The sequence below is a fragment of the Variovorax cryoconiti genome, from assembly GCF_051216395.1.
Classification (GTDB): domain Bacteria; phylum Pseudomonadota; class Gammaproteobacteria; order Burkholderiales; family Burkholderiaceae_C; genus Variovorax.
Genome location: NZ_JBPJZI010000002.1, coordinates 468597 through 493833 on the forward strand (window position 1 = coordinate 468597; position 25237 = coordinate 493833).

Consider the following 25237-nt stretch of genomic DNA (forward strand, 5'->3'; position numbering starts at 1 on the left):
TGAGCGATTCCGGTCACGCGGCCACGGGCACGCGCGAAAGAAAGTCCTGGTAGGCGCGTTCGATCCCCTCGCGCAGTCCGACCTGCGGCGCCCAGCCCAGTGCCCGCATCCGCGTGATGTCGAGCAGCTTGCGCGGCGCGCCGTCGGGCTTGCTGGTGTCCATGCGGATCTCGCCCTGGTAGCCGATGACGTCGCCGACCAGGCGCGCGAGATCGGCGATGGACTGGTCCTCGCCGCTGCCGACATTGATGTGGCTGTTCATCGGCTCGGTGCAACCGGCATAGCGCTGCGGCTCGAGGTTCATGACGTGCACGCAGGCTGCCGCCATGTCGTCGACGTAGAGGAATTCGCGCTTGGCCTGACCGGTGCCCCAGATGACGACATCGGCTGCGTTGGTTTCGCGGGCCTCGTGAAAGCGACGGATGAGCGCCGGCAGCACGTGGCTGTTGTCCGGGTGGTAGTTGTCGCCGGGCCCGTACAGGTTGGTCGGCATCACGCTGCGGTAGTCGGTGCCGTACTGGCGGTTGTAGCTTTCGCAGAGCTTGATCCCGGCGATCTTGGAGATGGCGTAGGGCTCGTTGGTCGGCTCCAGCTTGCCGGTGAGCAGCGCGTCTTCGGCCATCGGCTGCGGGGCGAGCCGGGGGTAGATACAGCTTGAACCGAGGAACAGCAGCCCCTTTACGCCGTTGCGCCAAGATTCGTGAATCACGTTGGCTTCCAGCATCAGATTCGCGTATAGAAACTCTGCGGGATACGTGTTGTTGGCGTGGATGCCGCCGACCTTGGCGGCGGCTAGATACACCTGTTCTGGCTTCTCCTGAACCATGAATGCCCGCACGGCGGCTTGGTCCGTCAGGTCCAGTTCGGCACGCGTGCGGGTGATGATTCGGGTGTGACCCTGAGTTTCGAGGAGGCGGACGATGGCACTTCCCACCATGCCGCGATGGCCGGCCACATAGATGGGCGTATCAAGTTGGTTCATGAGAGTGAGGTCGCGGCGTACGAGGAAAACTTGGAGTGTCCGCCGCTCATTGGCGGACAAGATTCACCGCGCAAGTCGCAAGGAAAAATGACTGAGGATGGTGCACGGCGTAGTGCACGACGCACAGAGTGCATCATCCCATTTTTGTCAACCAGCGGCCAGAAGACCGACTGAACGCTCAGCGCGAACCCTCGCCCGAGATCACCGCCTTGGCAGTCTTCGCGAGGATCTTGAGGTCCAGCCAGAGCGACCAGTTGTTGACGTAGTGCGCGTCCAGTTCCACGCGCTGGGCGTAGGACAGCCGGTTGCGGCCGCTGACCTGCCAGAGCCCGGTGATCCCCGGTCGCATGGCGCAGTAGTGTTCCCAGTGGCGGCCGTAGAGGCTTCGCTGGCGCTCCATGCAGGGCCGGGGCCCGATCAGGCTCATGTCGCCCTTGAGCACGTTCCAGAACTGGGGCAGTTCGTCCAGGCTGATCTTCCGGATGATCCGGCCCAGCGGCGTGATGCGCGGGTCTTTTTCAAGCTTCTGAAAGGTGTCCCACTGGGTGCGGGCTGCATCGTTCTTGCTGAGGTAGTCGTCCAGGATGGTCTCGGAGTCGCGCACCATCGAACGGAACTTGTAGAAGCGAAAGCGCTGGCCGCCTTCGCCGATCCGGACCTGCCAGAAATGCACCGGGCGCCCCATGCTGATGGCGACGCCGAGGGCCACGGCGAGGTACAGCGGGCCGAACAGGGCGAAAAACACCAGCGCGGCGAGGATGTCGACGCTCCGCTTGATGCCCCGCTGGACACGGGTCAGCTGACGTGGCGAAGCCGTGATGGGGATCGGGGACGAGGGCTCGCCGCCGCCTGGATGACGCCGCATCAGATTTCCTTGCGCAGTCGAATCGGTACGAAACATGGATTTCCCCTTGGGGGCTACTTCACGGCGGAAGCAGCGTAACGCTTTAATACTATTGGCAAGAATTTGAACACATTGGTTCTAGTTTGTCGTGTCGGCAAAAGCCGTACGCCTTTCTGCTGAATGCAAAACCGTGCACTACTTCACGTCACCTGTGTTTGTGCGGTGCAGCATTCTAGGCATGAAAGTAATTCTTTCGGCTGACGGATACATGAAGACACGCAAACAACGATGCACGAACGAATGGCGCCCTGGTTGTGACGGTGTGATGGACAGGAATTGAATGTGTCGCAGCGCTGGATCGGCTGACGGACAGGGCGAAAGAGTCGCAACCGCGCATCCGGACGGAAGCGGTCGGACCCTCTGCAAGAAGAAAGAAAGGAGGCCGCCATTGCAGCGGCCTCCAGCGGGACTCAGCGGTTGTCGCCGGCCTCGCGTTCGAACGGCAACGTGGTCGCCGCCAGATTGCGGCGGGTCTCGACCAGGACCAGTGGGCCGTCATCGATGACGGTCGCCGGCGGGCGCTCGCGCGACACATGGATCGGCTTGGGCTCGTCGGCGATCGCCGCACGCACCTGCGCGACGCGCTCGGCGTCGGAATTCACCCAATGCAGGCCCGAGCCCTCGGCGACCTGGGCGAGGTCGGCCAGCGGCAGTTCGAAAGGCTGCACCTTGGGCAGCGGACGCCGGCCATCGCTGGACGGCGCTGCTTCGACGGCGACGGGTGGAGCGACCGGGCGAGATGCGGGTTCGGCACGACGCGCTGGCGGAGTCACTTCGGCGCGAGCCTCGACGGGGGCCGCCACCGCGGGCGCCTCGGCTTCCACGCCGTCTGCCTCGGGGGGCGGCGTCACGCCGGCGTCGTCACCTTCGCGCGGTGCGCGTTCGCGACGGTCGCGGCCGTAGCGGTCGCGCGTTCGGCCACGCCGCTCGTCGCCATCGCGGCGCGCCGACGGGTCGACCGAGGGCATGGCGGCGTCCTGGCTCGTCTCGAGCCCGTCCGATGGCAGATCGGCCGTTTGGCCGGCCTGGCTGTCCGAACGGACGGTGCCTTCGCCGCCACGGCGCTCGCGGCGGCCTTCGCCGCGCGGTGCGCGCTCTTCGCGGGGGCCACGCTCCGACGCTGCAGCGTCGGCAGACGGGGTTTCGCCGTCGAGCGCGCGCGCTGGCATGTCGCCGTTGCCGCGTTCCCGTGCTTCGCCGTTGCGTTCACCACGCTCGCGCCGTTCGCCTCGGCCGCGCGGTGCGCGCTCGACCGGGGCAGGGACGTTGTCGCCTTCGGCAACCAGTGTCGGCAACTGATCCTGCAAGCCCTCGGTGCCTTCCAGCGACACTGGACGATCGGTGTCACGACGCTCGCCGCGTCCGTTGCGGCGTTGCTCGCCGTCGCGCGGGCCGCGGCCTTCGCGCGGTTCACGAGGCTCACGCGGTTCACGGGCTTCGCGTACCGGCGCGTCGCTGCGTGCTTCGGTGCTGCGCTCGCCGTTGCGGCGTTCACCACCGCGCCCACCGCGGCGCTGCTCGCCATCACGGCCGCCGCGGCCTTCACCACGGTCTCCGCGGCCCTCTCCACGTCCACCGCGGCGTTGTTCGCCGTCGCGTGCGGCGCGGGATTCACCGTCGCGGCCGCCGCGACCCTCGCGGCGCACGGGCTTGGGGGCTTCCACGGGAATGGCGCTGGCGGGCGTCTTCGCCGGTGCCTGTGCAGGTGACGTAGCACCGCCGCCGAACAGGCTCTTGATGAAGCCGAAGAAGCCGCGCTCGGCCGGTGCTGGCGCCGGCGCAGCCACGGGGGCGGGCGGCGTCACAGCGGCGGCGACGGGGGTCGGCGCCTGAGCGGCTTCGGGCTTTGCGGGCACCACGGGCGCCGGGGCGTCCGGCAGCACGCCCTTGATCACCGGCGTCTGCCGGTTGGTCGGTTCCTGCGAGCGGCGGGTGACCGACGTCGGGTCTTCCACCTCGTCAGCCATCTTGTAGCTGGCTTCGATGTGGTCGAGGCGCGGGTCGTCGTGCTTCAGGCGTTCGAGCTTGTAGTGGGGCGTCTCGAAGGTCTTGTTCGGCACCATCAGCACGGTGACGCGCTGCTTGAGCTCGATCTTGGCGATCTCGGGTCGCTTTTCGTTCAGCAGGAACGAGGCGACCTCGACCGGCACCTGCACGTGCACGGCGGCCGTGTTGTCCTTCAGGCATTCCTCTTGAATGATCCGCAGGATCTGGAGGGCGCTGGATTCGGTGTCGCGAATGTGGCCCGAGCCGCCGCAACGGGGGCAGGGGATCGACGAACCTTCCGACAGGGCCGGCTTCAGGCGCTGGCGGCTCATCTCCATCAGGCCGAACTTGCTGATCGAGCCGAACTGCACCCGGGCGCGGTCTTGCCGCAGCGCGTCGCGCAGGCGGCTTTCGACTTCGCGGCGGTTCTTCGACTCGTCCATGTCGATGAAGTCGATGACGATCAGGCCGCCCAGGTCGCGCAGGCGCATCTGGCGCGCCACTTCGTCGGCGGCTTCGAGGTTGGTGCGGGTGGCGGTTTCTTCGATGTCGCCGCCCTTGATGGCGCGCGCCGAGTTGACGTCGATCGACACCAGCGCTTCGGTGTGGTCGATCACGATGGCGCCGCCGGAGGGCAGTTGCACCGTGCGGGCGTAGGCCGATTCGATCTGGTGCTCGATCTGGAAGCGGCTGAACAGCGCCGCGTCGTCGCGGTAGCGCTTCACGCGGGCGGCATGCTCGGGCATGACGTGCGCCATGAACTGCTGCGCCTGCTCGTAGATGTCGTCGGTGTCGATCAGGATGTCGCCGATGTCGTGATTGAAGTAATCACGGATGGCGCGGATGACCAGCGACGATTCCTGGTAGATCAGGAAGGCGCCCTTGCCGCCCTTGGCGGCGCCGTCGATGGCGGTCCAGAGCTTGAGCAGGTAGTTCAGGTCCCACTGGAGTTCGGGCGCCGCGCGGCCGATGCCGGCGGTGCGCGCGATGATGCTCATGCCCTTCGGGTACTCGAGCTGGTCCATCGCTTCCTTGAGCTCGGCCCGGTCGTCGCCCTCGATGCGACGCGAGACGCCGCCGCCGCGCGGGTTGTTCGGCATCAGAACGACGTAGCGGCCGGCCAGCGACACGAAGGTGGTCAGCGCCGCCCCCTTGTTGCCGCGCTCTTCTTTCTCGACCTGGACGGTCAATTCCTGGCCTTCGCGGATCGCATCCTGGATGCGGGCCTGGCTGGCCGACACGCCCTCGGCGAAGTACTGCTTGGAGATTTCCTTGAACGGCAGGAAGCCGTGGCGGTCTTCGCCGTAGTCGACGAAACAGGCTTCGAGCGAGGGCTCGACGCGCGTGACGACCGCTTTGTAAATGTTGCCCTTGCGCTGTTCGCGCCCTTCGATCTCGATCTCGTAGTCGAGGAGCTTCTGCCCGTCGACGATGGCCAGGCGGCGTTCTTCGGCCTGCGTGGCATTGATCAGCATCCGCTTCATGATGCGTTGTCCTTGTATGTATCGTTCTACCGGCCCATGACGGGCCAACGATGCACGGACGACGCCTGCGAAACCAGGGGAATTGCCGCTATTCCTTCACCATCCTGCCGGACGCCGCGCAAACGCAGTCGGCCGACCAGAGCGTCAGCTCAATGACAGTGGGGGAGGGGGCGCATGGATGGGCGCGAGCCCGATGTGGTGTTGACGCGCCACGTTGTGGGTGGCGGGCTGCGCAACAGGGGCTGCACGGGCCGCTGCCGATCCGATGCCGCGGGCCGCTGGCAACAGCCAGGTGGGCCAGCGCAGGCACAGTTGAATCAACAGCATCAACACAAGAGAACTCGCTTCGATCCGCCGGCCGCTTGGAGCCTGCCGGCTGGGTATTCCGTATCGGTGTTTCGTGGGCGTCGGCTTGACTTGTGCGCCTGGCCTGCCACTTTGCGCTCTAGCGCGGGGTTTGCAGGCTCGAGCACCCAAGTGGCATCGACCTTCCAGCGGCTCCGGCGGTGCTCTAAACTTCTGTTTAATCAAGCACTTACAAGACCGCGCTGGTGAAAAACATTATAGGTGCGAAGCCGGAGCCCGGCGCGTCCGAAGTACGTTTTATGACAGTCGATGAAGAATCGGCGGGTCAGAGGCTGGACAACTTCCTGTTCCGTCAACTCAAGGGTGTGCCGAAGACGCACGTCTACCGGATCATCCGGTCGGGCGAGGTCCGCATCAACAAGGGCCGCGCCCAGGCCGACACTCGCGTCGCGGCCGGCGACGTGCTGCGGCTGCCGCCGGTGCGTGTGGCGGCGCGGTCGGAGGAGGGTGCCACGCCGCCGGCGCCGGCCCGCGAGTTCCCGCTTCTCCATGAAGACGACGCGTTGATCGCCATCGACAAGCCCGCCGGCGTGGCGGTCCATGGCGGCAGCGGCGTGAGCTTCGGTGTCATCGAGCAATTGCGCACCGCCCGTCCCCAGGCGAAGTTCCTCGAGCTGGTGCATCGCCTGGACCGGGAGACCTCGGGCATCCTGCTGGTGGCCAAGAAGCGCAGCGCGCTCACGGCGCTGCAGGACCAGTTCCGCGAGCGCGAGACCGGCAAGACCTACCTGGCCCTGGTCGAGGGCGTCTGGCCCGCCAACAAGAAGGTGCTGGATGCGCCCTTGGCCAAGTACCTGTTGCCCGACGGCGAGCGCCGCGTGCGCGTCGTCGCCAAGGACCATCCGGACGCAATGCATGCCATCACACTGGTACGCATACTGGCGGCGGTGACCCTGCCCGGCGACGCGACGCCGATGTCGCTGTTGGCCGTCACCATCAAGACCGGGCGGACGCACCAGATCCGCGTGCATCTGGCCTCGGCCGGGCACCCGATTGCGGGCGACGACAAGTACGGCCAGTTCGAACGCAACCGGACCTTGCAAAAACGGGGCCTCAAGCGCATGTTTCTGCATGCGTGGCGGCTCCAGTTCAACCACCCTGCGACCGGCGAGCGAACCGCGCTCCAGGCCGACCTGCCGCCGGAACTCGCCACCCTGATGCCGCCGTTCGCCACGGCCGCCCTGGCCATCCCGTTTTCGATTTCCTCTCCATGATCGCATCCTCCCCGCGCCGTTTCGACCTGATCGTCTTCGACTGGGACGGCACGCTCTACGACTCCACGCAGCTCATCGCGCGCTGCATCCAGTCCGCCGTGGTCGATGTCGGCGGCGCCATGCCGAGCGAACGCGACGCCGCCTGGGTGATCGGCCTGGGTCTGGCCGAGGCGCTGGCGCGTGCCGCACCCGACGTGCCGCGCGAAAAATACCCCGAGCTGGGCGCGCGCTACCGCTATCACTACCTGCAGCATCAGGACGACGTGATGCTCTTCGACGGCGTGTTGCCGATGCTCGATGCGCTCAAGGCGCGCGGCCATCTGCTGGCCGTCGCGACGGGCAAGTCCCGGCGCGGCCTGAACGAGGCGCTGGCCGGCGCGCCGATGCGCCATCGCTTCGACAGCTCCCGCACGGCCGACGAAACCCACGGCAAGCCGCATCCGCGCATGCTGCTTGAACTGATGGAGGAGCTGGTCGTGCCGCCCGAACGCACGCTGATGATCGGCGACACCACGCACGACCTCCAGTTGGCGATCAATGCCGGTTGCGCCAGTGTGGCCGTGAGCTACGGGGCGCACGAGCCGGACAGCTTCGAGCCTCTGAACCCGCTGCACATCGCCCATTCGGTCGACGATTTGTCCGGCTGGCTGCTCGGCAATGCCTGAGCCGGGCCGAACCCGCGTCTTCAGGATCTGTCCATGACCGACATCATTGCGCTGTGCAACTCGTCCGATCTGGTCGAAGGCGGCCTGGCCGTCCCCTTCGACGTGGTTCACGGCGGAGAAACCTGTCGAGCCTTCGCGGTGCGTTTCGAAGGCTTGCCCCATGCCTATCTCAACCGCTGCAGCCACATCGCGATGGAGATGGACTACCAGGCCGACCGATTCTTCGATGACACCGGCCAGTGGCTGTTGTGCGCCACCCACGGTGCTGCCTACCGCCCGGACACCGGCGCCTGCGAGGGTGGGCCGTGCCGCGGCGGGCTCGTGAAGATCGAATTGAGCGAGAAAGATGGCGTGGTGCACTGGCATACTGACTGGAACCTCCAGCCGATCGCCTTCTAGGAATTCGCCCCTCCGACCCATCCCGGCCCTCTCGCGAGGTGGCCTGCTCTACCGCCATGACCGATCCCACCCGCACGGAACCCCAGGGTTTCGAGCCTTTCGAACGTCCCGCGCCGATCTCGGGCGCGCCATCCCCGACCTCCATGTCCAAGAACGATCCGACCTCACAGCCCGGCTGGGAGCGTGCCACCCTCGAGAAACTCGCCTTTTCCTCGCTGCGCGAGCAGCGCGCCACACGGCGCTGGAAGACCTTCGTGCGACTGTCCTGGCTCGCCTTTTTCATCTTCCTGGTGTGGCTGGCCATGTCGCGCGCGGCGCCCAGCACGGCCACCGCGACCGCACACACGGCCGTGGTCGAGATCAAGGGCGAGATTGCCAATGGCGCCGATGCAAGCGCCGAGTTCGTCGTGGCGGCCATGAAGACCGCCTTCGAGGACGCCGGCGCCAAGGGCGTGGTTCTGCTGATCAACTCGCCAGGCGGCAGCCCGGTGCAGGCCGGCATCATCAACGACGAGATCCGCCGCCTGAAGGCCAAGTACAACAAGCCGGTGTATGCGGTCGTCGAGGAAAGCTGCGCCTCTGCCGCGTACTACATCGCCGCGGCCACGGACAAGATCTACGTCGACAAGGCCAGCATCGTCGGCAGCATCGGCGTGCTGATGGACGGCTTCGGCTTCACCGGCACGATGGAAAAGCTGGGCGTCGAGCGCCGTCTGCTCACGGCCGGCGAGAACAAGGGATTCCTGGATCCGTTCAGCCCGATGAGCGATGCGCAGCGCGCCCATGCGCAGCAGATGCTCAACCAGATCCACGCCCAGTTCATCGACGTGGTCAAGAAGGGGCGAGGCGACCGCTTGAAGACGGACACGCCGGGCCTGTTCAGCGGTCTGTTCTGGAGCGGTCAGCAGGCGGTCGACCTGGGCTTGGCCGACCAGTTGGGCAATGTCGATTTCGTCGCCCGCGAAGTGATCAAGGCGGAAGAAGTCATCGACTACACCCGTCGCGACAACGTCGCCGAAAAGCTGGCCAAGAAGTTCGGCGCCGCCATGGGCGACGCCTCGGTGCGCGCACTGCACAGCGTGCCGGCGCTGCGCTGAGGCGGCTCAGCGCCCGATCGCGAAGACGGCCGGCAGGCGATCGTCCAGCGCAGGCGGCCGGGCGCGCCACGCCTTGACCGTCTCGCTGCGCACCTCCGCCGTGGCCAGCGTCAGGCCGCGCGCCACGGCCAGCCGGGTATGGTGCTGCAGGGTCTGCGTCAGGGCCTGCAGCAGGGCCGCATTGCGATAGGGCGTTTCGATGAAGAGCTGCGTCTGGCCGCTGCGCAAGGCCAGCGCTTCGAGCTCGCGGATGCGCTGCACGCGCGCGGCAGCATCCTGCGGCAGATAGCCCACGAAGGCGAAGTTCTGACCGTTCAAGCCGCTGGCTGCCAGCGCGAGCAGCAGTGACACCGGCCCCGTCAGCGGCACGACCGTGATGCCCAGCTCGTGCGCCGCGCGCGCGACCGACGAGCCCGGGTCGGCCACGGCCGGCATGCCAGCCTCGCTGAGCAGTCCGACATCGTGGCCTTCGAGGGCCGCGGCCAGCAACGGGCGAGCGTCGAACTGCCCGGTGTGGTCGCCCTTCTTGTGCACCTCCCGCGGCAGTTCCTGGATGTGCTGCGCCTGCACCGGCGCTGCCAACGGGGCAACCGCATCGATCCGCTTGAGGTAGGCGCGTGCCGATTTGGCGTTCTCGCAGATCCAGTGCGTGATCTGCGCTGCGGTCTGGAGCGTGCCGAGGGGCAGCACGTCCTGCAGCGGTGCCTGGACATCGCACCCGAAGTCGAGCGGCGCAGGAACCAGGTACAGCTTGCCGAGGATTTTTTCAGCCGGCATTTCCGCCACCGGAGGGGTGCTCATAGCAAGTCGACGCCTGCCGCGCGCAGCATTCGGCAGGTCCGGATCAAAGGCAGGCCGACGAGGGCGGTCGGGTCGTCGCTGTCGATGGCCTCCAGCAGGGCGATGCCGAGGCCTTCGCTCTTGGCGCTGCCGGCGCAGTCATAAGGCTCTTCGGCGCGCAGGTAGCGCTCGATGGCATCGTCGCTGAGTGCGCGGAAGATCACGCGCACCGGGGCGACGTCATGGGCGCTGAAGCCGGTGGCCGCACAGACGACGGCTACCGCGGTCTGGAACACCAGCGTCTGTCCCTGCATGCGTCGCAGTTGCAACGTGGCCCGTGCGTGATCGCCGGGCTTGCCGAGCGGCTCGCCGTTCAGGTCGGCCACTTGATCCGAGCCGATCACGACCGCCTCGGGGAACCGGGCCGCGACGGCGTGGGCCTTGGCCAGGGCCAGCCGCTGCGACAGCGCCAGCGGGGTTTCGCCGGCCAGCGGGGTTTCGTCCACGCCTGGCGCATGCACCTCGTAGGGCAGGCGGAGGCGGTCCAGCAGTTCGCGGCGGTAGCGGGAAGTCGAGGCGAGGATCAGCGTGCGTGGCATGGCGCCGATTGTGCGCGAGCGGTTTAGACTGAACGGGATGAACAGAGAATTTGCAGCATCACGGATCGACGTGAACGCCTTTGCGACCGCCGCGGACACCCTGACCGGAGAGGCGCCAGCGTCGGACTTCGAGCGGCTCGGCTCCGAGCTGGCCGAACCTGCCGCCGACGCCCTTGTCACCTGGGAGGCGACCGGCGAACGCCGCGCCGGCGGCGACGGTGCCCTCGCGCCCTGGCTTCACCTGCGCGTCGAGGCAACCCTGCCCTTCGTCTGCCAGCGTTGCTTGACACCGGTCCAGTTGCCGTTGACGGTCGATCGCGCGTTCCGCTTCGCGGCCGACGAGGAGACGGCGGCTCTCGAGGACGAGGCGTCCGACGAGGATGTGCTGGTGGCGGCACGCGACTTCGACTTGCTGACGCTGATCGAAGACGAGTTGCTCATGGAAGTACCCGTCACGCCGCGGCATGAGGTGTGCCCGGTGCCTGTGCGGCTGTCGGTGGCCGACCCCGGCTTCGAGGAAGCGGAGGAAGCCGCCGCGAACCCCTTTGCCGCGCTCGACGCCCTGCGCGGCCGCAAGCCGGATTGAGGTTTTACGGGGGTGTAGCGCATCGGTCGCGTCCGCGCTATAATCGTGGGCTTCGCGCGCGCCGCCGTTGGCCAGGTCTTGAGGGATTCTGTGTCAATGCCGCCCCGCATTGCCCACCACCCAACCGAATTCCAGGAGCCATCATGGCCGTCCAGCAAAACAAGAAGTCGCCTTCCAAGCGCGGCATGCACCGTTCCCACAATGCGCTCGACGTGCCCGGCATCGCCGTCGAACCCACCACGGGCGAAATCCACCTGCGTCACCACATCAGCCCGAACGGCTTCTATCGTGGCCGCAAGGTTCTGAAGACCAAGTCCGAGTCCTGACTCTCGAGATTCAAGGCCAAGGCCCGAAGCTACTTCTTGCGTAGCGTCGGGCCTTTGTTTTGATGGCTATTTCTCCCTCTTTCGCCCCCGCTCCCCCTGCAATCACGCTCGCCGTGGATTGCATGGGCGGCGACCATGGTCCGCGCATCACGCTGCCGGCCTGCCGGGCATTCCTGGAGCGCCATCCCGAGGCCTCACTGCGCCTGGTCGGGCTACCCGACGCGCTCAAGGATTTCTCGCATCCCCGTGCCGTCCTGATCCCAGCGACCGAGGTGGTCGCCATGGACGATCCGATCGAGATCGCGCTGCGCAAGAAGAAGGATTCTTCCATGCGCGTGGCGATCCAGCAGGTTAAAGACGGCAGCGCGCAGGCGGCCATATCTGCGGGCAATACGGGGGCTTTGATGGCCATCGCACGCTATCTCCTCAAGACGCTTGAAGGCATTGACCGCCCGGCCATCGCGCCGCAGCTTCCCAATAGCAAGGGCGGTGCCACCACGGTACTGGACCTGGGTGCGAACGTGGACTGTGATGCCGAAGACCTCTTGCAGTTTGCCGTGCTGGGCTCGGCGCTGGTTTCAGCGCTGACGGGCAACGAGTCGCCGACCGTGGGCTTGCTGAATGTCGGCGAGGAGGCCATCAAGGGCAGCGAAACGATCAAGAAAGCCAGTCAACTGCTTCGAGCGGCTGCCAAATCGAAAGATTTGAACTTCTACGGCAACGTCGAGGGCAACGACATCTTCAAAGGCACGACGGACATCGTGGTCTGTGACGGTTTCGTCGGCAATGTGACGCTGAAGGCGACCGAGGGCGTGGCCGCGATGATCGTCGACTTCCTGCGGTTCGAGTATTCGAATGGCCTCTTCAGTAAATTTGCGGCGATCGTTTCCTATCCGGTTCTAAAAGCGCTTAAAAAACGGTTAGATCACCGGCGTTACAACGGTGCAGCATTGCTAGGGTTGCGCGGCCTGGTCTTCAAGAGCCATGGTTCGGCCGACGATGTGGCGTTCGGCTATGCGCTGGATCGCGCTTATGATGCCGCTCGCAACAACCTGCTCGATCGCGTGCGGGCCCGCATTGCCCACGCCGCGCCACTGCTGGCGCGGGCGGAGTCGGCGGCGCCAGTTGACGCGACCTCGCTCCCCGTCTGATGACCCCTTTCTCTCGCATTTCCGGCACTGGCGGCTATCTGCCGCCCCGCCGCGTGACCAACGACGAACTTGCTCGCGAACTCGCTGAGCGCGGCATCGAGACGTCCGACCAATGGATCGTCGAGCGCACGGGCATCCATGCGCGCCACTTCGCCGAACCCGATGTGACCAGCAGCGACCTGGGCCTCGAGGCCTCGAAGCGCGCCCTTGAAGCCGCGGGACGCAAGGCCGACGACATCGACCTGATCATCGTCGCCACCTCGACGCCGGACATGGTGTTTCCCTCGTCGGCAGCGATCCTGCAGCACAAGCTCGGCATCTCCGGCTGCCCGGCCTTCGACGTCCAGGCGGTGTGCAGCGGTTTCGTCTACGCGCTCACGGTGGCCGACGCCATGATCAAGACCGGCAGTGCGCGCTGTGCGTTGGTGGTCGGCGCGGAAGTGTTCTCGCGCATTCTCGATTTCAACGACCGAACGACCTGTGTGCTGTTCGGCGACGGTGCCGGTGCCGTGGTGCTGGAGGCCAGCGAGACGCCGGGCATCCTGGCGAGCGACCTGCACGCCGATGGCAAGCATGTCGGCATCCTCTGCGTACCCGGTCACGTGTCCGGCGGCAAGGTGCTGGGCACGCCGTTGCTGCACATGGACGGGCAGGCCGTCTTCAAGCTCGCTGTCCGCGTGCTGGAAGATGCGGCGCGCGCGACGCTGGCGAAGGCTGGCAAGACCGAGGCCGACATCGACTGGCTCATTCCGCACCAGGCCAACATCCGCATCATGGAAGGCACGGCGAAGAAGTTGAAGCTGCCTCGTGAAAAGCTGGTGGTGACGGTGCACGACCACGGCAACACCTCGGCCGCCTCGATTCCGCTGGCGCTGGATGATGCGGTGCGCAGCGGCAAGGTCAAAAAAGGGGAGACCGTCATGCTCGAAGGCGTCGGCGGCGGGTTCACCTGGGGCGCCGTGCTCCTGACTTTGTGAACGCCGAGGGCGCGCCGCAGTTCGCCCGGACGTTTGCATCAGACAAAGACAAGACACCATGACTTCCTTCGCATTCGTATTTCCAGGCCAGGGCTCCCAGGCGGTCGGCATGCTCGACGCGTGGGCGGGCCACCCTGCCGTGGCAGAGACGCTGCGGGAGGCGTCCGCAGCGCTCGACGAAGACCTGGGCGAACTCATCCGTACCGGCCCGAAAGAGGCGTTGGCCCTGACGACCAACACGCAGCCGGTGATGCTGGTGGCCGGCGTCGCCGCCTGGCGCGCCTGGTTGGCCGAGGGCGGCGCAACGCCGGACGTCGTCGCGGGCCATTCGCTGGGCGAATACTCCGCGCTGGTCGCGGCGGGCGTGCTGACGCTGGCACAGGCCGCACCGCTGGTGCGCTTCCGGGCGCAGGCGATGCAGCAGGCCGTGCCGGTTGGTACCGGCGCCATGGCCGCGGTGCTGGGCATGGAATCGGGCAAGGTGATCGCTGGCTGTGCCGAGGTCAGCGCCAGTTTCGGTGCCGGCAGCGCCGAGTGCGTCGAAGCCGTCAACTTCAACGATCCGATGCAGACGGTGATCGCGGGCAGCAAGGCTGCCGTCGACAAGGCCTGCGAAGTGCTGAAGGCGAGCGGTGCCAAGCGTGCGCTGCTGTTGCCTGTCTCGGCACCCTTCCATTCCAGCCTGATGCGGCCTGCGGCCGAGGCGCTGCGCCAGAAGCTGGCGTCGGTCCAATTCGCGGCACCGCAGATCCCCGTGCTCAACAACATCGACGTCGCGGTCGAAACCAAGCCGGAGCACATCCGCGACGCGCTCGTGCGCCAGGCCGCGGGCCCGGTGCGCTGGGTCGAGAGCGTGCAGGCCTTGAAAGCGCGAGGCGCTGCCACCATTGTCGAGTGCGGGCCGGGTCGCGTGCTGTCCGGCATGGTCAAGCGCATCGCGCCCGAACTTGTCACGGCGACGGTCTACGATCCGGCGACGCTCGCCGAGACCCGTCAACTGCTGAACACCCCATGAGCACCATCAAATTCGAAGGGCAGATCGCCCTGGTGACCGGCGCATCGCGCGGCATCGGCGCCGCCATCGCCCTGGAACTGGCCCATCACGGCCTGAAGGTCATCGGCACCGGTACGACCGATGACAGCGCACAGAAGATCACGACCGCGCTCGGCGCGTTCGGCGGTCAGGGCCGCGCGCTCGACGTCAACGACGGCGCTGCGCTCGACGCGCTGGTCGAAGACATCGTCAAGACGCACGGCGGGCTGCATGTCGTGGTCAACAACGCCGGCATCACGCGCGACATGCTGGCCATGCGCCTGAAGGACGACGACTGGGACGCGGTGCTCGACACCAACCTGAAGGCCGTCTTCCGCCTGTCGCGCGCGGCCATCCGTCCGATGATGAAGCAGCGCTACGGTCGCATCATCAACATCACGAGCGTCGTGGGCGCTGCCGGCAACGCCGGCCAGGCCAACTACGCGGCCGCCAAGGCCGGCGTGGCCGGCATGACCCGCGCGCTCGCACGCGAGCTGGGCAGCCGCAACATCACCGTGAACTGCGTCGCCCCCGGCTTCATCGAAACCGACATGACGGCCAGCCTCCCGGAGGCGCAACAGCAGGCGCTGCTCTCGCAGATTCCGCTGGGGCATCTGGGCAAGCCGTCCGACATCGCGCATGCGGTGGCGTACCTGGCTTCACCGCAAGCGGCCTATGTGACGGGGCAGGAACTGCACGTCAACGGCGGCATGCACATGTAAGCGCCCGGCGCAATTCGTTTTCCGTACGGCCCGTGAGGCAACTGGCCCAGGCCGGCCGGCTAAAATCCACCGATTCTTTACAAACCCTCAGAGGGAACCAAATGAGCGATATCGAAGCACGTGTCAAGAAAATCATCGCCGAGCAGCTCGGCGTGGAAGAGTCTCAAGTCACCAACGAAAAGGCCTTCGTTGCCGATCTGGGTGCCGACTCGCTCGACACGGTCGAACTGGTGATGGCGCTCGAAGACGAGTTCGGCATCGAGATCCCCGATGAAGATGCCGAGAAGATCACGACGGTGCAGAACGCTGTCGACTACGCCTCCAAGAATCAAAAGGCCTGATCGGCCGCGCATCGAACGCCGGCCCGGTCCGCAGCGCTTCGGCACTGCGCGCACCGCGAGACGGCCTCGGTGCTTCCCCAGAAAGGTTTGCCGGCATGACCAAACGCCGCGTCGTCGTGACCGGACTCGGTTGCATCGCTCCTGTCGGAAACACGGTGTCCGAATCCTGGGCCAATCTATTGGCCGGGAAGTCGGGTATCGCGAACATCACCGCCTTCGATGCGAGTGCCTTCGCCTGCAAGTTCGCCGGTGAAGTCAAGGGGTTCGACATCACCCAGTACATCACGGAGAAGGAAGCGCGTCATATGGACCGCTTCATTCATCTGGGGTTTGCTGCCGCCATTCAGGCCGTGCAGGACAGCGGATTGCCGACGGGCGATGCCCTGGCGTATGAAGACGCCGTCCGCATCGGTTGCAACATCGGCTCGGGCATCGGCGGTCTGCCGATGATCGAAGAGACGCATGGTGAATACACGAACCGCGGCCCCCGCCGCATTTCGCCGTTCTTCGTGCCGGCCTCGATCATCAACATGATCTCGGGCCACGTGTCGATCAAGTTCGGGTTCAAAGGTCCGAACATCGCCGTCGTGACCGCCTGCACAACGGGCCTGCATGCCATCGGCACGTCGGCACGCATGATCGAATACGGCGACGCCGACGTGATGATTGCCGGCGGCGCTGAGTCCACGATCTCTCCGCTCGGCATTGGTGGCTTCACGGCCCCGCGTGCATTGAGCACCCGCAACGACGATCCGGCCACGGCGTCGCGTCCGTGGGACAAGGACCGCGACGGCTTCGTGCTGGGTGAAGGCTCCGGCGTGATGGTGCTCGAGGAGTACGAACGCGCCAAGGCCCGCGGCGCCAAGATCTATGCGGAAGTCTCGGGCTTTGGCCTCACGGGCGACGCGTACCACATGACCGCGCCCGATGTCGACGGCCCGCGTCGCTCGATGGTGATGGCACTGGCCAACGCCGGTGTCAACGCCGACGAGGTGCAGTACCTGAATGCGCACGGCACCTCGACGCAGATCGGCGACCTCAACGAGACCAACGCGGTCAAGCTGGCCTTCGGTGACCACGCGAAGAAGCTGGTCGTCAACTCGACCAAGTCGATGACTGGCCACCTGCTGGGCGGCGCCGGCGGCATCGAGTCGGTGTTCACGGTGCTGGCGTTGCACCATCAGAAGAGCCCGCCGACCATCAACATCTTCAACCAGGATCCGGAGTGCGATCTTGATTACTGCGCCAACGAAGCGCGGGACCTCCAGATCGACGTGGCCGTCAAGAACAACTTCGGCTTCGGCGGCACCAACGGCACGCTGGTGTTCAAGCGCGCTTGACGAACACCGCGCCATGCACAGCGCCCCGGCGGTGAGTTTTCCCGTGGGGCCTTCGCGTGCGGCGCGGCTTCTCCTGTTCACACTCTGGCTCGCCGGTGCCCTGGGCGCCAGCTTGTCTGTGGGCGGCGATGTCGATGGCCGCGCGTTCCTTTTGCTGGGAAGCGTGCTGCTGGCCGGCGGCGTCGCGTGGCGCTTTGGCGGACATCGCCAGGTCGGCCTGCTGCGCTTTGATGGGCAGTACTGGTCGTGGTCGGGGCGAGCGCCGCCAGCGGCAACGCGCGTACGGGTGGGCCTTGATCTGCAGGTGTTGATGCTGCTTCGGCTGGTCGAACCCGGCCGGCCCCATCACTGGCTGTGGCTGGAACGGCGCGCCGACCCTTTGCGTTGGACGGCGCTGCGGCGTGCGGTATATTCGCGCGCCCCGACGACGGCACCGGACGGAATGTCGCCGGCCGCATCGGCGCCCGGGGCACCTCCTTCGTTTCGATGACAGCCTCCCCACCGCCCGCTCCTCCCGACGCTGCTTCGACCGGCGGCGCGGAGCCGCGGCCCGGCGAGGTCGACTTCCAGCTTGTCCAGCGCACGGTTGCGGGCGACCAGAAGGCCTTCGAACTGCTCGTGATCAAGTACCAGCGGCGCATCGAGCGCCTCATCGGTCGGATGGTCCGTGACGTCGATCTGGTCGAGGACATCGCGCAGGAGACCTTCATCCGGGCCTATCGGGCCCTGCACCAGTTCCGGGGCGAGGCCCAGTTCTACACCTGGCTCTACCGGATCGCGGTAAACACCGCCAAGAAGGCGCTGGTTGACATGAAGCGCGACCCAACCATCTCGGAGGCGGCGTTGCGGCCATCTTCTGCGGAAGACGATGAAACTTACCGGCCGGGAAACGAACCAATCAGCGACGAAACCCCCGAAACAGTGATGGCTGCGAAAGAGATCGCGGCTGCGGTCGAAGCCGCGATGGAGGCCTTGCCGGCCGAATTGCGGCAGGCGGTCACGCTGCGCGAGATCGAGGGCATGAGTTACGAAGAAATTGCCGAGGTCATGCGTTGTCCCATCGGCACAGTGCGCTCTCGCATATTCAGGGCACGCGAAGCGATTTCGGCACGGGTCAAACCCATGCTCGACAACCAGTCCGGCAAGCGTTGGTAAGCAGGTGAACGAGATGAAAAATACCCCAGATTCAGTGCACGAAGAGGTGTCCGCCTTGGCGGACGGCCAGCTTCAGGGCGAGGCTTTTGCCCGTGTCGTCGATGGCGTCTGCGCCGACGGCGAACTCCAGGCCGCGTGGCGCACCTACCACGTCGTGGGCGACGTGTTGCGCGCGGGCCGCCATTCGGCGTGTACCGACAGTGGCCAGTTCCTGGCGCGCTTCCAGGCGCGGCTGGCGGCCGAGCCGGTGAAGCCGATGCAGGCGGTGCCGGCGGCGCTGTCCGAATCTGTGCCCATCGCCCTGCACGTCGACGCCGCGAACGAACCCGTGTTCCGCTGGAAGTTGGTGGCTGGTGTGGCGTCGTTGGCCGCTGCGGCGGCGATCGGATGGAACTGGGTCGGCAATGGTGCTGCCGTCCCGGCATCGGGTCCGCAACTGGCTTCGCAGCAAGTGCCGCCGTTGCCGTCTTCCTCCGAGGGGTCCGTGCTCGCGGCCATGCAACAGAACGCCTCCGCTGCAAGCGCCGGCGCCACGGCGCGTGTGCTCGTTGGCAGCGGTGCGCCGCAGGTGATGTTGCGTGATCCACGACTGGACCAGCTGCTCGAGGCGCATCGGCAGGCCGCCGGCGGTGCCCAGATGCCTTCCGGTTTCCTTCGAAATGCCACCTTCGAGGGCGCTTCGCGCTGAGCCACCCCGATGATGCCTACCGTCGGACAAACGCCCAACCGATGAACCTACGCCGCACCTTGCTGGTGCTTTCGACCTTCTGTTTTGCGCAATGGGCCGTGGCGCAGGCCCGCGCGCCCTCGGCACCGTCGAAGATGCCGGGCGCTGCGTTGGCCGAGCCGCCGACGTTGAGCACTGTCGATTGGTTGCGCCGCATGCACGCGGCCTCGCGCCAGCGCACCTATGTTGGCACCTTCGTGGTCTCCGCGGCCACCGGCAATCTGTCGAGTTCGCGCATCTGGCACGTCGCCGATGGCGACGTCCTGATGGAGCGCATCGAGGCGCTGTCGGGCGCCCCGCGTTCCACGTTCCGTCGCAACGACCACGTGATGACCTTCTTCCCCGAGGACAAGGTCGTCAAGAGCGAGAAGCGTGAGAACCTCGATTTCTTTCCCAATCTGCCAGGCGCACCTGATTCGGCGATCGGCGACTTCTACGACGCGCGAGCGCTCGGCAAGGGCCGCGTGGCGGGCTTCGATGCCGACGTTCTTCAGCTCGCCCCGCGCGATGGGTTGCGCTTCGGCTATCGGGTGTGGAGCGAGCGCCGCTCGGGCCTCGTGGTCGCACTGCAGACCGTCGACGGCGACGGTCGGGTGGTGGAGCAGTCGGCCTTCTCCGAATTGCAGTTCGAGGCACCGGTGAAGACGCGGGCGCTGACCCAGATGATGGGCAACACCGCCGGTTATCGGGTGGAGGAGTCGTCCCTCGAGCGCACGACGGCTGCCGCCGAGGGCTGGTCGCTGCGCGAGCCGGTGGCGGGTTTCAAGCCGGTCAATTGCTACCGGCGCGCACTCGACGGCGAGGCCAAGCCCGAGCGCACGATGCAGTGGACCTTCACGGACGGGCTGGCCTCGGTGTCGCTCTTCGTGGAGCCCTACGATGCACAGCGCCAGCCACGGGAGGCCCTGATGGCATTGGGTGCGACCTATACGCTCACGCGCCGATTGAGCGACAAAGGTGGAGACTGGTGGCTGACGATCGTCGGCGAGGTGCCGCCGCAAACGCTGCAGGCTTTTGCTCAGGGGCTGGTCCGCACGCGTTGACGAACGTGGTGGACCGGCAGGGCGTGCGTGCGGGCCGACCGCGCTGAACCAATCGGCTGACCTGATTCATAGCTCGGTGTAATTCGCAGTTTTGCTTGAAAGAGATTCGAAGATGACGTTCCAAGTCGAGGGAAAGAGACTCCCGTCCTATGTGTTCGCCTGCGCCCTGGCCTTGTCGGCCGTGGGCGCCGCGCTGCCGAGCACGACAGCGCAGGCGCAGACCCGGACGTTGCCGGACTTCACCGACCTGGTCGACCAGGTCGGCCCGGCGGTCGTCAACATCCGGACGGTGGAGAAGGTCGCCCAACGTGGCGCAGGCAACGGCGAGATGGACGAGGAGATGCAGGAGTTTTTCCGCCGCTTCTTCGGTCAACCGCTGCCGGGCCAACCACGCCAGACGCCGCCACGGCCTAACCGCCCGCAGGAACCGCAGGAAGAATCGCGGCCGCGCGGCGTCGGGTCAGGTTTCATCCTGAGTCCGGATGGCTTCGTCATGACCAATGCACACGTGGTCGAGGATGCGTCCGAGGTACTGGTCACCCTGCCCGACAAGCGCGAATTCAAGGCCAAGATCATCGGCGCCGACAAGCGCACCGACGTCGCCGTCGTGAAGATCGATGCCACGGGCCTGCCTTCGCTGAAGATGGGGGACGTGTCGAAGCTGCGCGTGGGTGAATGGGTGATGGCCATCGGCTCGCCCTTCGGCCTCGAGAACACCGTGACCGCCGGCATCGTGAGCGCCAAGCAGCGCGACACCGGCGACTACCTGCCTTTCATCCAGACCGACGTGGCGATCAACCCGGGCAATTCCGGCGGACCGCTGATCAACATGCGCGGCGAGGTGGTTGGCATCAACAGCCAGATCTATTCGCGCTCGGGGGGCTTCATGGGTATCTCCTTCTCGATCCCCATCGACGAGGCCATCCGTGTAAGCGAGCAATTGCGCACCTCGGGACGTGTCTCGCGCGGCCGCATTGGCGTCAGCATCGACCAAGTGACAAAAGACGTCGCCGAGTCGATCGGTCTGGGCAAGGCGCAGGGCGCGCTGGTGCGCAGCGTCGAGGCTGGCTCGCCGGGCGAGAAGGCTGGCGTCGAAGCGGGCGACATCATCACCAAGTTCGACGGCAAGGCGATCGAGAAGCCGAGCGATCTGCCGCGGCTGGTCGGCAACACGAAGCCGGGCACCAAGAGCACGCTCACGGTGTTCCGCCGAGGCAACTCGCGCGACCTGTCCGTCACCATCGCCGAGATCGAGCCGGACAAGCCGGCGCGCACGGCGGTCGAGCGCGAAGAGCCCACGCCCAAGCCGGCCGCTTCGGCCGCAGCGAAGTCGCTTGGCCTGGCCGTGAGCGACCTGACCGAAGCGCAGAAGAAGGAAATCAAGCTGCGCGGCGGCGTGAAGATCGAAGCCGCCACCGAGAACGCAGCGCGTGCCGGACTGAAGGAAGGCGATGTGATCCTTGCGGTGGGCAATATCGAGGTGGCCAACGTCAAGGAATTCGAAGCCGCCGCGGGCAAGGCCGACAAGTCCAAGCCGGTCAGCGTGCTCTTCCGACGCGGCGAATGGGCGCAGTACACCTTGATCCGACCTGCGCGCTGAACCCCGGCGATGCGTCAAGTGGCCCCACCCGGCAGTCGGGTTTGGGGCCTTTTTTTGGGGAGGAGCCAACGCTTTTGGGCGGCTTCTGGTTTTTTTTTGGATGCGCCAGATGGTACTTGAAGTTAGCATTCACAAACTTACTGCATTGACTAACGACGCATTTCAGTAGAATAGGGACCCGACGCAGCGCTGGGTATGCATAAGAGCGGGTGAGCGCTCCACCATGCGGTAAGCCCATGGACAGTCCACCGTCGCTCCACAGATCACCCACAAGTTGTCCCATAAGCTACCCACCGTTTTTGTTGATAAGCTGTTCATAACTTTCCTGTTGCTGACCTGCAACGAGCCTTCCCGACCCGGTTCCGACATGTACGCGTTCCCCTTTTTGCCTACAATGAAGCTCCAACTACTGCAGTTGCCATTGCTTGTTGGTTCAGGGCGCGTCTCTTTCGGACGCGCCCTTTTTTCTTGCCTGACGCGTTCTGCGTACGTGGCAATTCAAGTACTTAAGCGTTCCCGTTGATGAATCACATCAGAAATTTTTCGATCATTGCGCACATCGACCATGGCAAGTCGACGCTTGCGGACCGATTGATCCAGCGTTGCGGCGGCCTCGAAGAACGCCAGATGGAAGCGCAGGTGCTCGACTCGATGGACATCGAAAAAGAGCGTGGGATAACCATCAAGGCGCAGACCGCTGCGCTGCACTACAAGGCGCGCGATGGACAGGTCTACAACCTCAATCTGATCGACACGCCGGGCCATGTCGACTTCTCGTATGAAGTGAGTCGTTCGCTGTCGGCTTGCGAAGGCGCATTGCTCGTCGTCGATGCATCGCAAGGCGTCGAAGCGCAGACGGTGGCCAATTGCTACACCGCGCTCGACCTCGGCGTCGAAGTGCTGCCGGTGCTGAACAAGATCGACTTGCCGAACGCGGATCCCGACAACGCGCGATCTGAAATTGAAGACGTGATCGGCATCGACGCCACCGAGGCGATTCTGTGTTCTGCCAAGACCGGTATCGGCATCGACGACATCCTCGAAGCCGTGGTCGCCAAGGTACCGCCACCGCGTGGCAACCCCGATGCAGCGCTGCGCGCCATGATCATCGACAGCTGGTTCGATGCCTACGTCGGCGTCGTGATGCTGGTGCGGGTCGTGGATGGCCGACTGGTGAAGGGCGAGCGCATCAAGATGATGGCGTCTGGCGCGATGTACAACGCCGACAACCTGGGCGTGTTCACGCCGGCCACCGAAAAGCGCGAGTCGCTGGAAGCGGGCGAGGTGGGCTTCATCATCGCCGGCATCAAGGAACTGCAGGCGGCGAAGGTCGGCGACACGGTGACCCTGATCAAGCCCGGCACCGGCGGCGCAGCAGCCACTGCGACCGAAGCGCTTCCAGGCTTCAAGGAAATCCAGCCGCAGGTGTTTGCCGGGCTGTACCCGACCGAAGCGAGCGAATACGACTCGCTGCGCGATGCGCTTGAAAAGCTCAAGCTGAACGACGCTTCGCTGCACTATGAACCCGAGGTCAGCCAGGCGCTGGGCTTCGGCTTCCGCTGCGGTTTTCTTGGACTGCTGCACATGGAGATCGTGCAGGAGCGGCTGGAGCGCGAGTTCGACCAGGACCTCATCACCACCGCGCCGAGCGTGGTCTACGAAGTGGTCAAGAACGATGGCACCGTCCTCATGGTCGAGAACCCGTCCAAGATGCCTGAAATCGGCAAGACCGCCGAGATCCGCGAACCCATCGTCACGATGCACCTTTACATGCCGCAAGAATACGTGGGCGTGGTGATGACGCTCGCCAATCAGAAGCGCGGCGTGCAGATGAACATGGCCTACAAAGGCCGCCAGGTGGTGTTGACCTACGAAATGCCGCTCGCTGAAATCGTGCTCGATTTCTTCGACAAGCTCAAGAGCGTGAGCCGCGGTTACGCCTCGATGGATTACGAGTTCAAGGAGTACCGCTCGGCCGAGGTGGTGAAGGTCGACATTCTGCTCAACGGCGAGAAGGTCGATGCGCTGTCGATCATGTTGCACCGCAGCCAGAGCGTGTACCGCGGCCGCGCCGTGGTCTCGAAGATGCGCGAGATCATTTCGCGCCAGATGTTCGACGTCGCGATCCAGGCCGCCATCGGGGTCAACATCATTGCGCGTGAGACAATCAAAGCGCTGCGCAAGAACGTGCTCGCCAAGTGCTATGGCGGCGACATCTCCCGCAAAAAGAAGCTGCTCGAGAAGCAGAAGGCGGGCAAGAAACGCATGAAGCAGATCGGCTCGGTCGAAGTGCCGCAAGAGGCCTTCCTGGCGATCCTTCAGGTCGAAGACTAATAAAGATGGCATTCCTCACTTCCCTCATCCTTGCCGTGTTCGCCGGCTACGTCGGCGCCTGGTATTTCGGCGTGGTCGAAGGCAACTTCGCGCTGCTGCTGTTCCTGGCGACCGTCGTCACCGGCCTCTACTGGGTGGCCGAGCGCTTCTACTTTTTGCCAAAGCGCCGACAGCGAACCGTTGTGTTTGAAGCCGCAGCTCGGGGATGGACCTCCACCTCGGGCCGGACGGTTGGCGAAATCAACGCTGAAATGGCGCAGTACGGCTTGAGCGCTGATCTTGTCGCGCAACGCGAAGAGGCTATTTCCGAAGGGCGCGCCAAGGTCTTGGCGCAGCCTTGGTGGCTCGACTGGACCGCCGGCCTGTTCCCCGTGATCCTGGTCGTGTTCCTGCTGCGCTCCTTCCTGTTCGAGCCCTTCAAGATCCCGTCCGGCTCGATGATGCCGACGTTGCTCACCGGCGACCTGATCCTGGTGAACAAGTTCACCTACGGCCTGCGTCTGCCGGTGCTCAACACCAAGATCACCGAAGGCACTGCGCCTGCGCGGGGAGACGTGATGGTCTTCCGTTACCCGCCCAAGCCGAGCCTGGACTACATCAAGCGCGTGGTCGGCCTGCCGGGTGACGAGGTGGCTTACCTGAACAAGCGCCTCACCATCAACGGCCAGCCCGTCAACAAGGACGCCATTCCGGAGTACTTCGACGAAGAGACCATGCGCTACCTGAAGCAGTACACCGAGAGCCTGGGCAGCAAGACCCACAAGCTGCTCAACGACGACAGCCGCCGTGCCGGCATCTCGGAAGTGGAAGTCATCGCCTTCCCGAACCAGGAAAATTGTCGTTACAGTGTCGAGGGCGTGGTCTGCAAGGTGCCCGCGGGTCACTATTTCATGATGGGCGACAACCGCGACAACTCGCTCGATTCGCGCTACTGGGGCTTCGTGCCGGACAAGAACATCGTCGGTCGCGCCTTCTTCGTCTGGATGAATTTCGGCAATCTCGGGCGCATCGGCGCATTCCAATAAAAGCAATCCTTCGAGGGGTAGAGCAATGGCAGTGAGGGCACATCGGTCGGTCTCGGCATCGAGGCAGCGGGGCATTTCGTTCATCGGGCTGCTGTTCGTCGCCATCGTGCTGGCGTGCGTCGGCGTGGTGGTGGCGCAGGTGATTCCCACGCTGATCGAGTACCAGGCCATCCAGAAGGCAGCGGCCAAGGCGGCCGAGGGCTCGACCGTGCCCGAGGTGCGGTCGATCTTCGACCGGGCCCAGGCCATCGACGACTTCAAGTCGGTGAGCGGCAAGGACCTCGATGTGCAGAAGGTCGGCGACAAGGTGGTCGTGTCCTTCGCGTACGACCGCGAGATCCACCTCTTCGGCCCGGCCTACCTGTTGCTCAAGTACAGCGGCCAGGGCCAGTCCCGCTGAC

Annotated in this window: 25 protein-coding genes; 20 read left to right on the top strand and 5 right to left on the bottom strand. The window is 65.3% G+C overall.

Annotated features, from left to right (window positions below; genetic code table 11):
- Nucleotides 1-13: 13 nt before the first annotated feature.
- The 3 genes from fcl to ACSFA2_RS06885 form a co-directional block, all read right to left on the bottom strand.
- The gene (fcl, locus tag ACSFA2_RS06875; RefSeq protein ID WP_435454997.1) at nucleotides 14-982 is read right to left on the bottom strand and encodes a GDP-L-fucose synthase; all 969 of its coding nucleotides are present in this window, start codon (nucleotides 980-982) and stop codon (nucleotides 14-16) included.
- A gap of 178 nt (nucleotides 983-1160) precedes the next feature.
- Nucleotides 1161-1847 carry a sugar transferase gene (locus ACSFA2_RS06880; RefSeq protein WP_435454569.1) on the bottom strand — a complete coding sequence of 229 codons (687 nt, stop codon included), beginning with the start codon at nucleotides 1845-1847 and terminating at the stop codon, nucleotides 1161-1163.
- Between the two features lie 449 nt (nucleotides 1848-2296).
- Nucleotides 2297-5356, bottom strand: coding sequence for an Rne/Rng family ribonuclease (locus tag ACSFA2_RS06885; protein ID WP_435454570.1), 3060 nt, complete (start codon nucleotides 5354-5356; stop codon nucleotides 2297-2299).
- A 551-nt stretch (nucleotides 5357-5907) separates the two neighbouring features.
- Between ACSFA2_RS06885 and ACSFA2_RS06890 the strand changes: the two genes are divergently transcribed.
- From ACSFA2_RS06890 to ACSFA2_RS06905, 4 genes are read left to right on the top strand one after another with little or no spacing between them, the layout of a single operon-like run.
- Nucleotides 5908-6936, top strand: coding sequence for an RluA family pseudouridine synthase (locus ACSFA2_RS06890; RefSeq protein ID WP_435454571.1), 1029 nt, complete (start codon nucleotides 5908-5910; stop codon nucleotides 6934-6936).
- Nucleotides 6933-7601 carry an HAD family hydrolase gene (locus ACSFA2_RS06895; protein ID WP_435454572.1) on the top strand — a complete coding sequence of 223 codons (669 nt, stop codon included), beginning with the start codon at nucleotides 6933-6935 and terminating at the stop codon, nucleotides 7599-7601. The genes ACSFA2_RS06890 and ACSFA2_RS06895 overlap by 4 nt, the downstream gene beginning before the upstream one ends.
- 33 nt (nucleotides 7602-7634) lie before the next feature.
- Nucleotides 7635-8000, top strand: coding sequence for a Rieske (2Fe-2S) protein (locus tag ACSFA2_RS06900; protein ID WP_435454573.1), 366 nt, complete (start codon nucleotides 7635-7637; stop codon nucleotides 7998-8000).
- 56 nt (nucleotides 8001-8056) lie between these two features.
- A complete protein-coding gene (locus tag ACSFA2_RS06905; protein ID WP_435454574.1) occupies nucleotides 8057-9097 on the top strand; it encodes a S49 family peptidase in 1041 nt (346 codons plus the stop codon).
- 6 nt (nucleotides 9098-9103) lie between these two features.
- Here ACSFA2_RS06905 and ACSFA2_RS06910 read toward each other — a convergent pair whose 3' ends face one another.
- Nucleotides 9104-9898, bottom strand: coding sequence for an SAM-dependent methyltransferase (locus ACSFA2_RS06910; protein WP_435454575.1), 795 nt, complete (start codon nucleotides 9896-9898; stop codon nucleotides 9104-9106).
- Entirely contained in the window at nucleotides 9895-10476 is a 582-nt protein-coding gene (locus tag ACSFA2_RS06915) for a Maf family nucleotide pyrophosphatase (protein WP_435454576.1), read from the bottom strand. The genes ACSFA2_RS06910 and ACSFA2_RS06915 overlap by 4 nt, the downstream gene beginning before the upstream one ends.
- A 37-nt stretch (nucleotides 10477-10513) precedes the next feature.
- Here ACSFA2_RS06915 and ACSFA2_RS06920 point away from each other — a divergent pair, with 37 nt between their 5' ends.
- The 16 genes from ACSFA2_RS06920 (at nucleotide 10514) to ACSFA2_RS06995 (ending at nucleotide 25236) form a co-directional block, all read left to right on the top strand.
- Nucleotides 10514-11062: a YceD family protein gene (locus ACSFA2_RS06920; RefSeq protein WP_435454998.1), complete on the top strand. Its 549-nt coding sequence runs from the start codon at nucleotides 10514-10516 to the stop codon at nucleotides 11060-11062.
- A gap of 143 nt (nucleotides 11063-11205) precedes the next feature.
- Nucleotides 11206-11388, top strand: a complete 183-nt coding sequence (gene rpmF / locus ACSFA2_RS06925) for a 50S ribosomal protein L32 (protein WP_435449371.1) — start codon at nucleotides 11206-11208, stop codon at nucleotides 11386-11388.
- A 62-nt stretch (nucleotides 11389-11450) separates the two neighbouring features.
- Nucleotides 11451-12539 carry a phosphate acyltransferase PlsX gene (gene plsX / locus ACSFA2_RS06930; RefSeq protein ID WP_435454577.1) on the top strand — a complete coding sequence of 363 codons (1089 nt, stop codon included), beginning with the start codon at nucleotides 11451-11453 and terminating at the stop codon, nucleotides 12537-12539.
- Entirely contained in the window at nucleotides 12539-13516 is a 978-nt protein-coding gene (locus ACSFA2_RS06935) for a beta-ketoacyl-ACP synthase III (RefSeq protein WP_435454578.1), read from the top strand. The genes plsX and ACSFA2_RS06935 overlap by 1 nt, the downstream gene beginning before the upstream one ends.
- Nucleotides 13517-13574: 58 nt before the next feature.
- The gene (gene fabD, locus ACSFA2_RS06940; RefSeq protein ID WP_435454579.1) at nucleotides 13575-14531 is read left to right on the top strand and encodes an ACP S-malonyltransferase; all 957 of its coding nucleotides are present in this window, start codon (nucleotides 13575-13577) and stop codon (nucleotides 14529-14531) included.
- Complete coding sequence (gene fabG / locus ACSFA2_RS06945; RefSeq protein WP_435454580.1) at nucleotides 14528-15271, top strand: 3-oxoacyl-ACP reductase FabG; 744 nt, start codon at nucleotides 14528-14530, stop codon at nucleotides 15269-15271. Before fabD ends, fabG begins: the two co-directional genes overlap by 4 nt.
- A 101-nt stretch (nucleotides 15272-15372) precedes the next feature.
- Entirely contained in the window at nucleotides 15373-15612 is a 240-nt protein-coding gene (gene acpP / locus ACSFA2_RS06950) for an acyl carrier protein (RefSeq protein WP_140843300.1), read from the top strand.
- A gap of 95 nt (nucleotides 15613-15707) precedes the next feature.
- Nucleotides 15708-16952, top strand: coding sequence for a beta-ketoacyl-ACP synthase II (gene fabF / locus ACSFA2_RS06955; RefSeq protein WP_435454581.1), 1245 nt, complete (start codon nucleotides 15708-15710; stop codon nucleotides 16950-16952).
- Nucleotides 16953-16965: 13 nt separating this feature from the next.
- Nucleotides 16966-17442, top strand: a complete 477-nt coding sequence (locus ACSFA2_RS06960; RefSeq protein ID WP_435454582.1) for a hypothetical protein — start codon at nucleotides 16966-16968, stop codon at nucleotides 17440-17442.
- Nucleotides 17439-18107: an RNA polymerase sigma factor RpoE gene (rpoE, locus tag ACSFA2_RS06965; protein ID WP_435454583.1), complete on the top strand. Its 669-nt coding sequence runs from the start codon at nucleotides 17439-17441 to the stop codon at nucleotides 18105-18107. The genes ACSFA2_RS06960 and rpoE overlap by 4 nt, the downstream gene beginning before the upstream one ends.
- Nucleotides 18108-18120: 13 nt before the next feature.
- On the top strand, nucleotides 18121-18795 hold the full coding sequence (locus ACSFA2_RS06970) for a sigma-E factor negative regulatory protein (RefSeq protein ID WP_435454999.1): 675 nt from the start codon (nucleotides 18121-18123) through the stop codon (nucleotides 18793-18795).
- A gap of 41 nt (nucleotides 18796-18836) precedes the next feature.
- Complete coding sequence (locus ACSFA2_RS06975) at nucleotides 18837-19877, top strand: MucB/RseB C-terminal domain-containing protein (RefSeq protein ID WP_435454584.1); 1041 nt, start codon at nucleotides 18837-18839, stop codon at nucleotides 19875-19877.
- Nucleotides 19878-19989: 112 nt separating this feature from the next.
- A complete protein-coding gene (locus tag ACSFA2_RS06980) occupies nucleotides 19990-21477 on the top strand; it encodes a DegQ family serine endoprotease (RefSeq protein ID WP_435454585.1) in 1488 nt (495 codons plus the stop codon).
- A 522-nt stretch (nucleotides 21478-21999) separates the two neighbouring features.
- Nucleotides 22000-23811 carry a translation elongation factor 4 gene (gene lepA, locus ACSFA2_RS06985; protein WP_435454586.1) on the top strand — a complete coding sequence of 604 codons (1812 nt, stop codon included), beginning with the start codon at nucleotides 22000-22002 and terminating at the stop codon, nucleotides 23809-23811.
- A 5-nt stretch (nucleotides 23812-23816) separates the two neighbouring features.
- Entirely contained in the window at nucleotides 23817-24836 is a 1020-nt protein-coding gene (gene lepB, locus ACSFA2_RS06990) for a signal peptidase I (RefSeq protein ID WP_435454587.1), read from the top strand.
- A gap of 25 nt (nucleotides 24837-24861) precedes the next feature.
- Nucleotides 24862-25236, top strand: coding sequence for a DUF4845 domain-containing protein (locus tag ACSFA2_RS06995; RefSeq protein ID WP_435454588.1), 375 nt, complete (start codon nucleotides 24862-24864; stop codon nucleotides 25234-25236).
- The last annotated feature ends 1 nt before the right edge of the window (nucleotide 25237 follow it).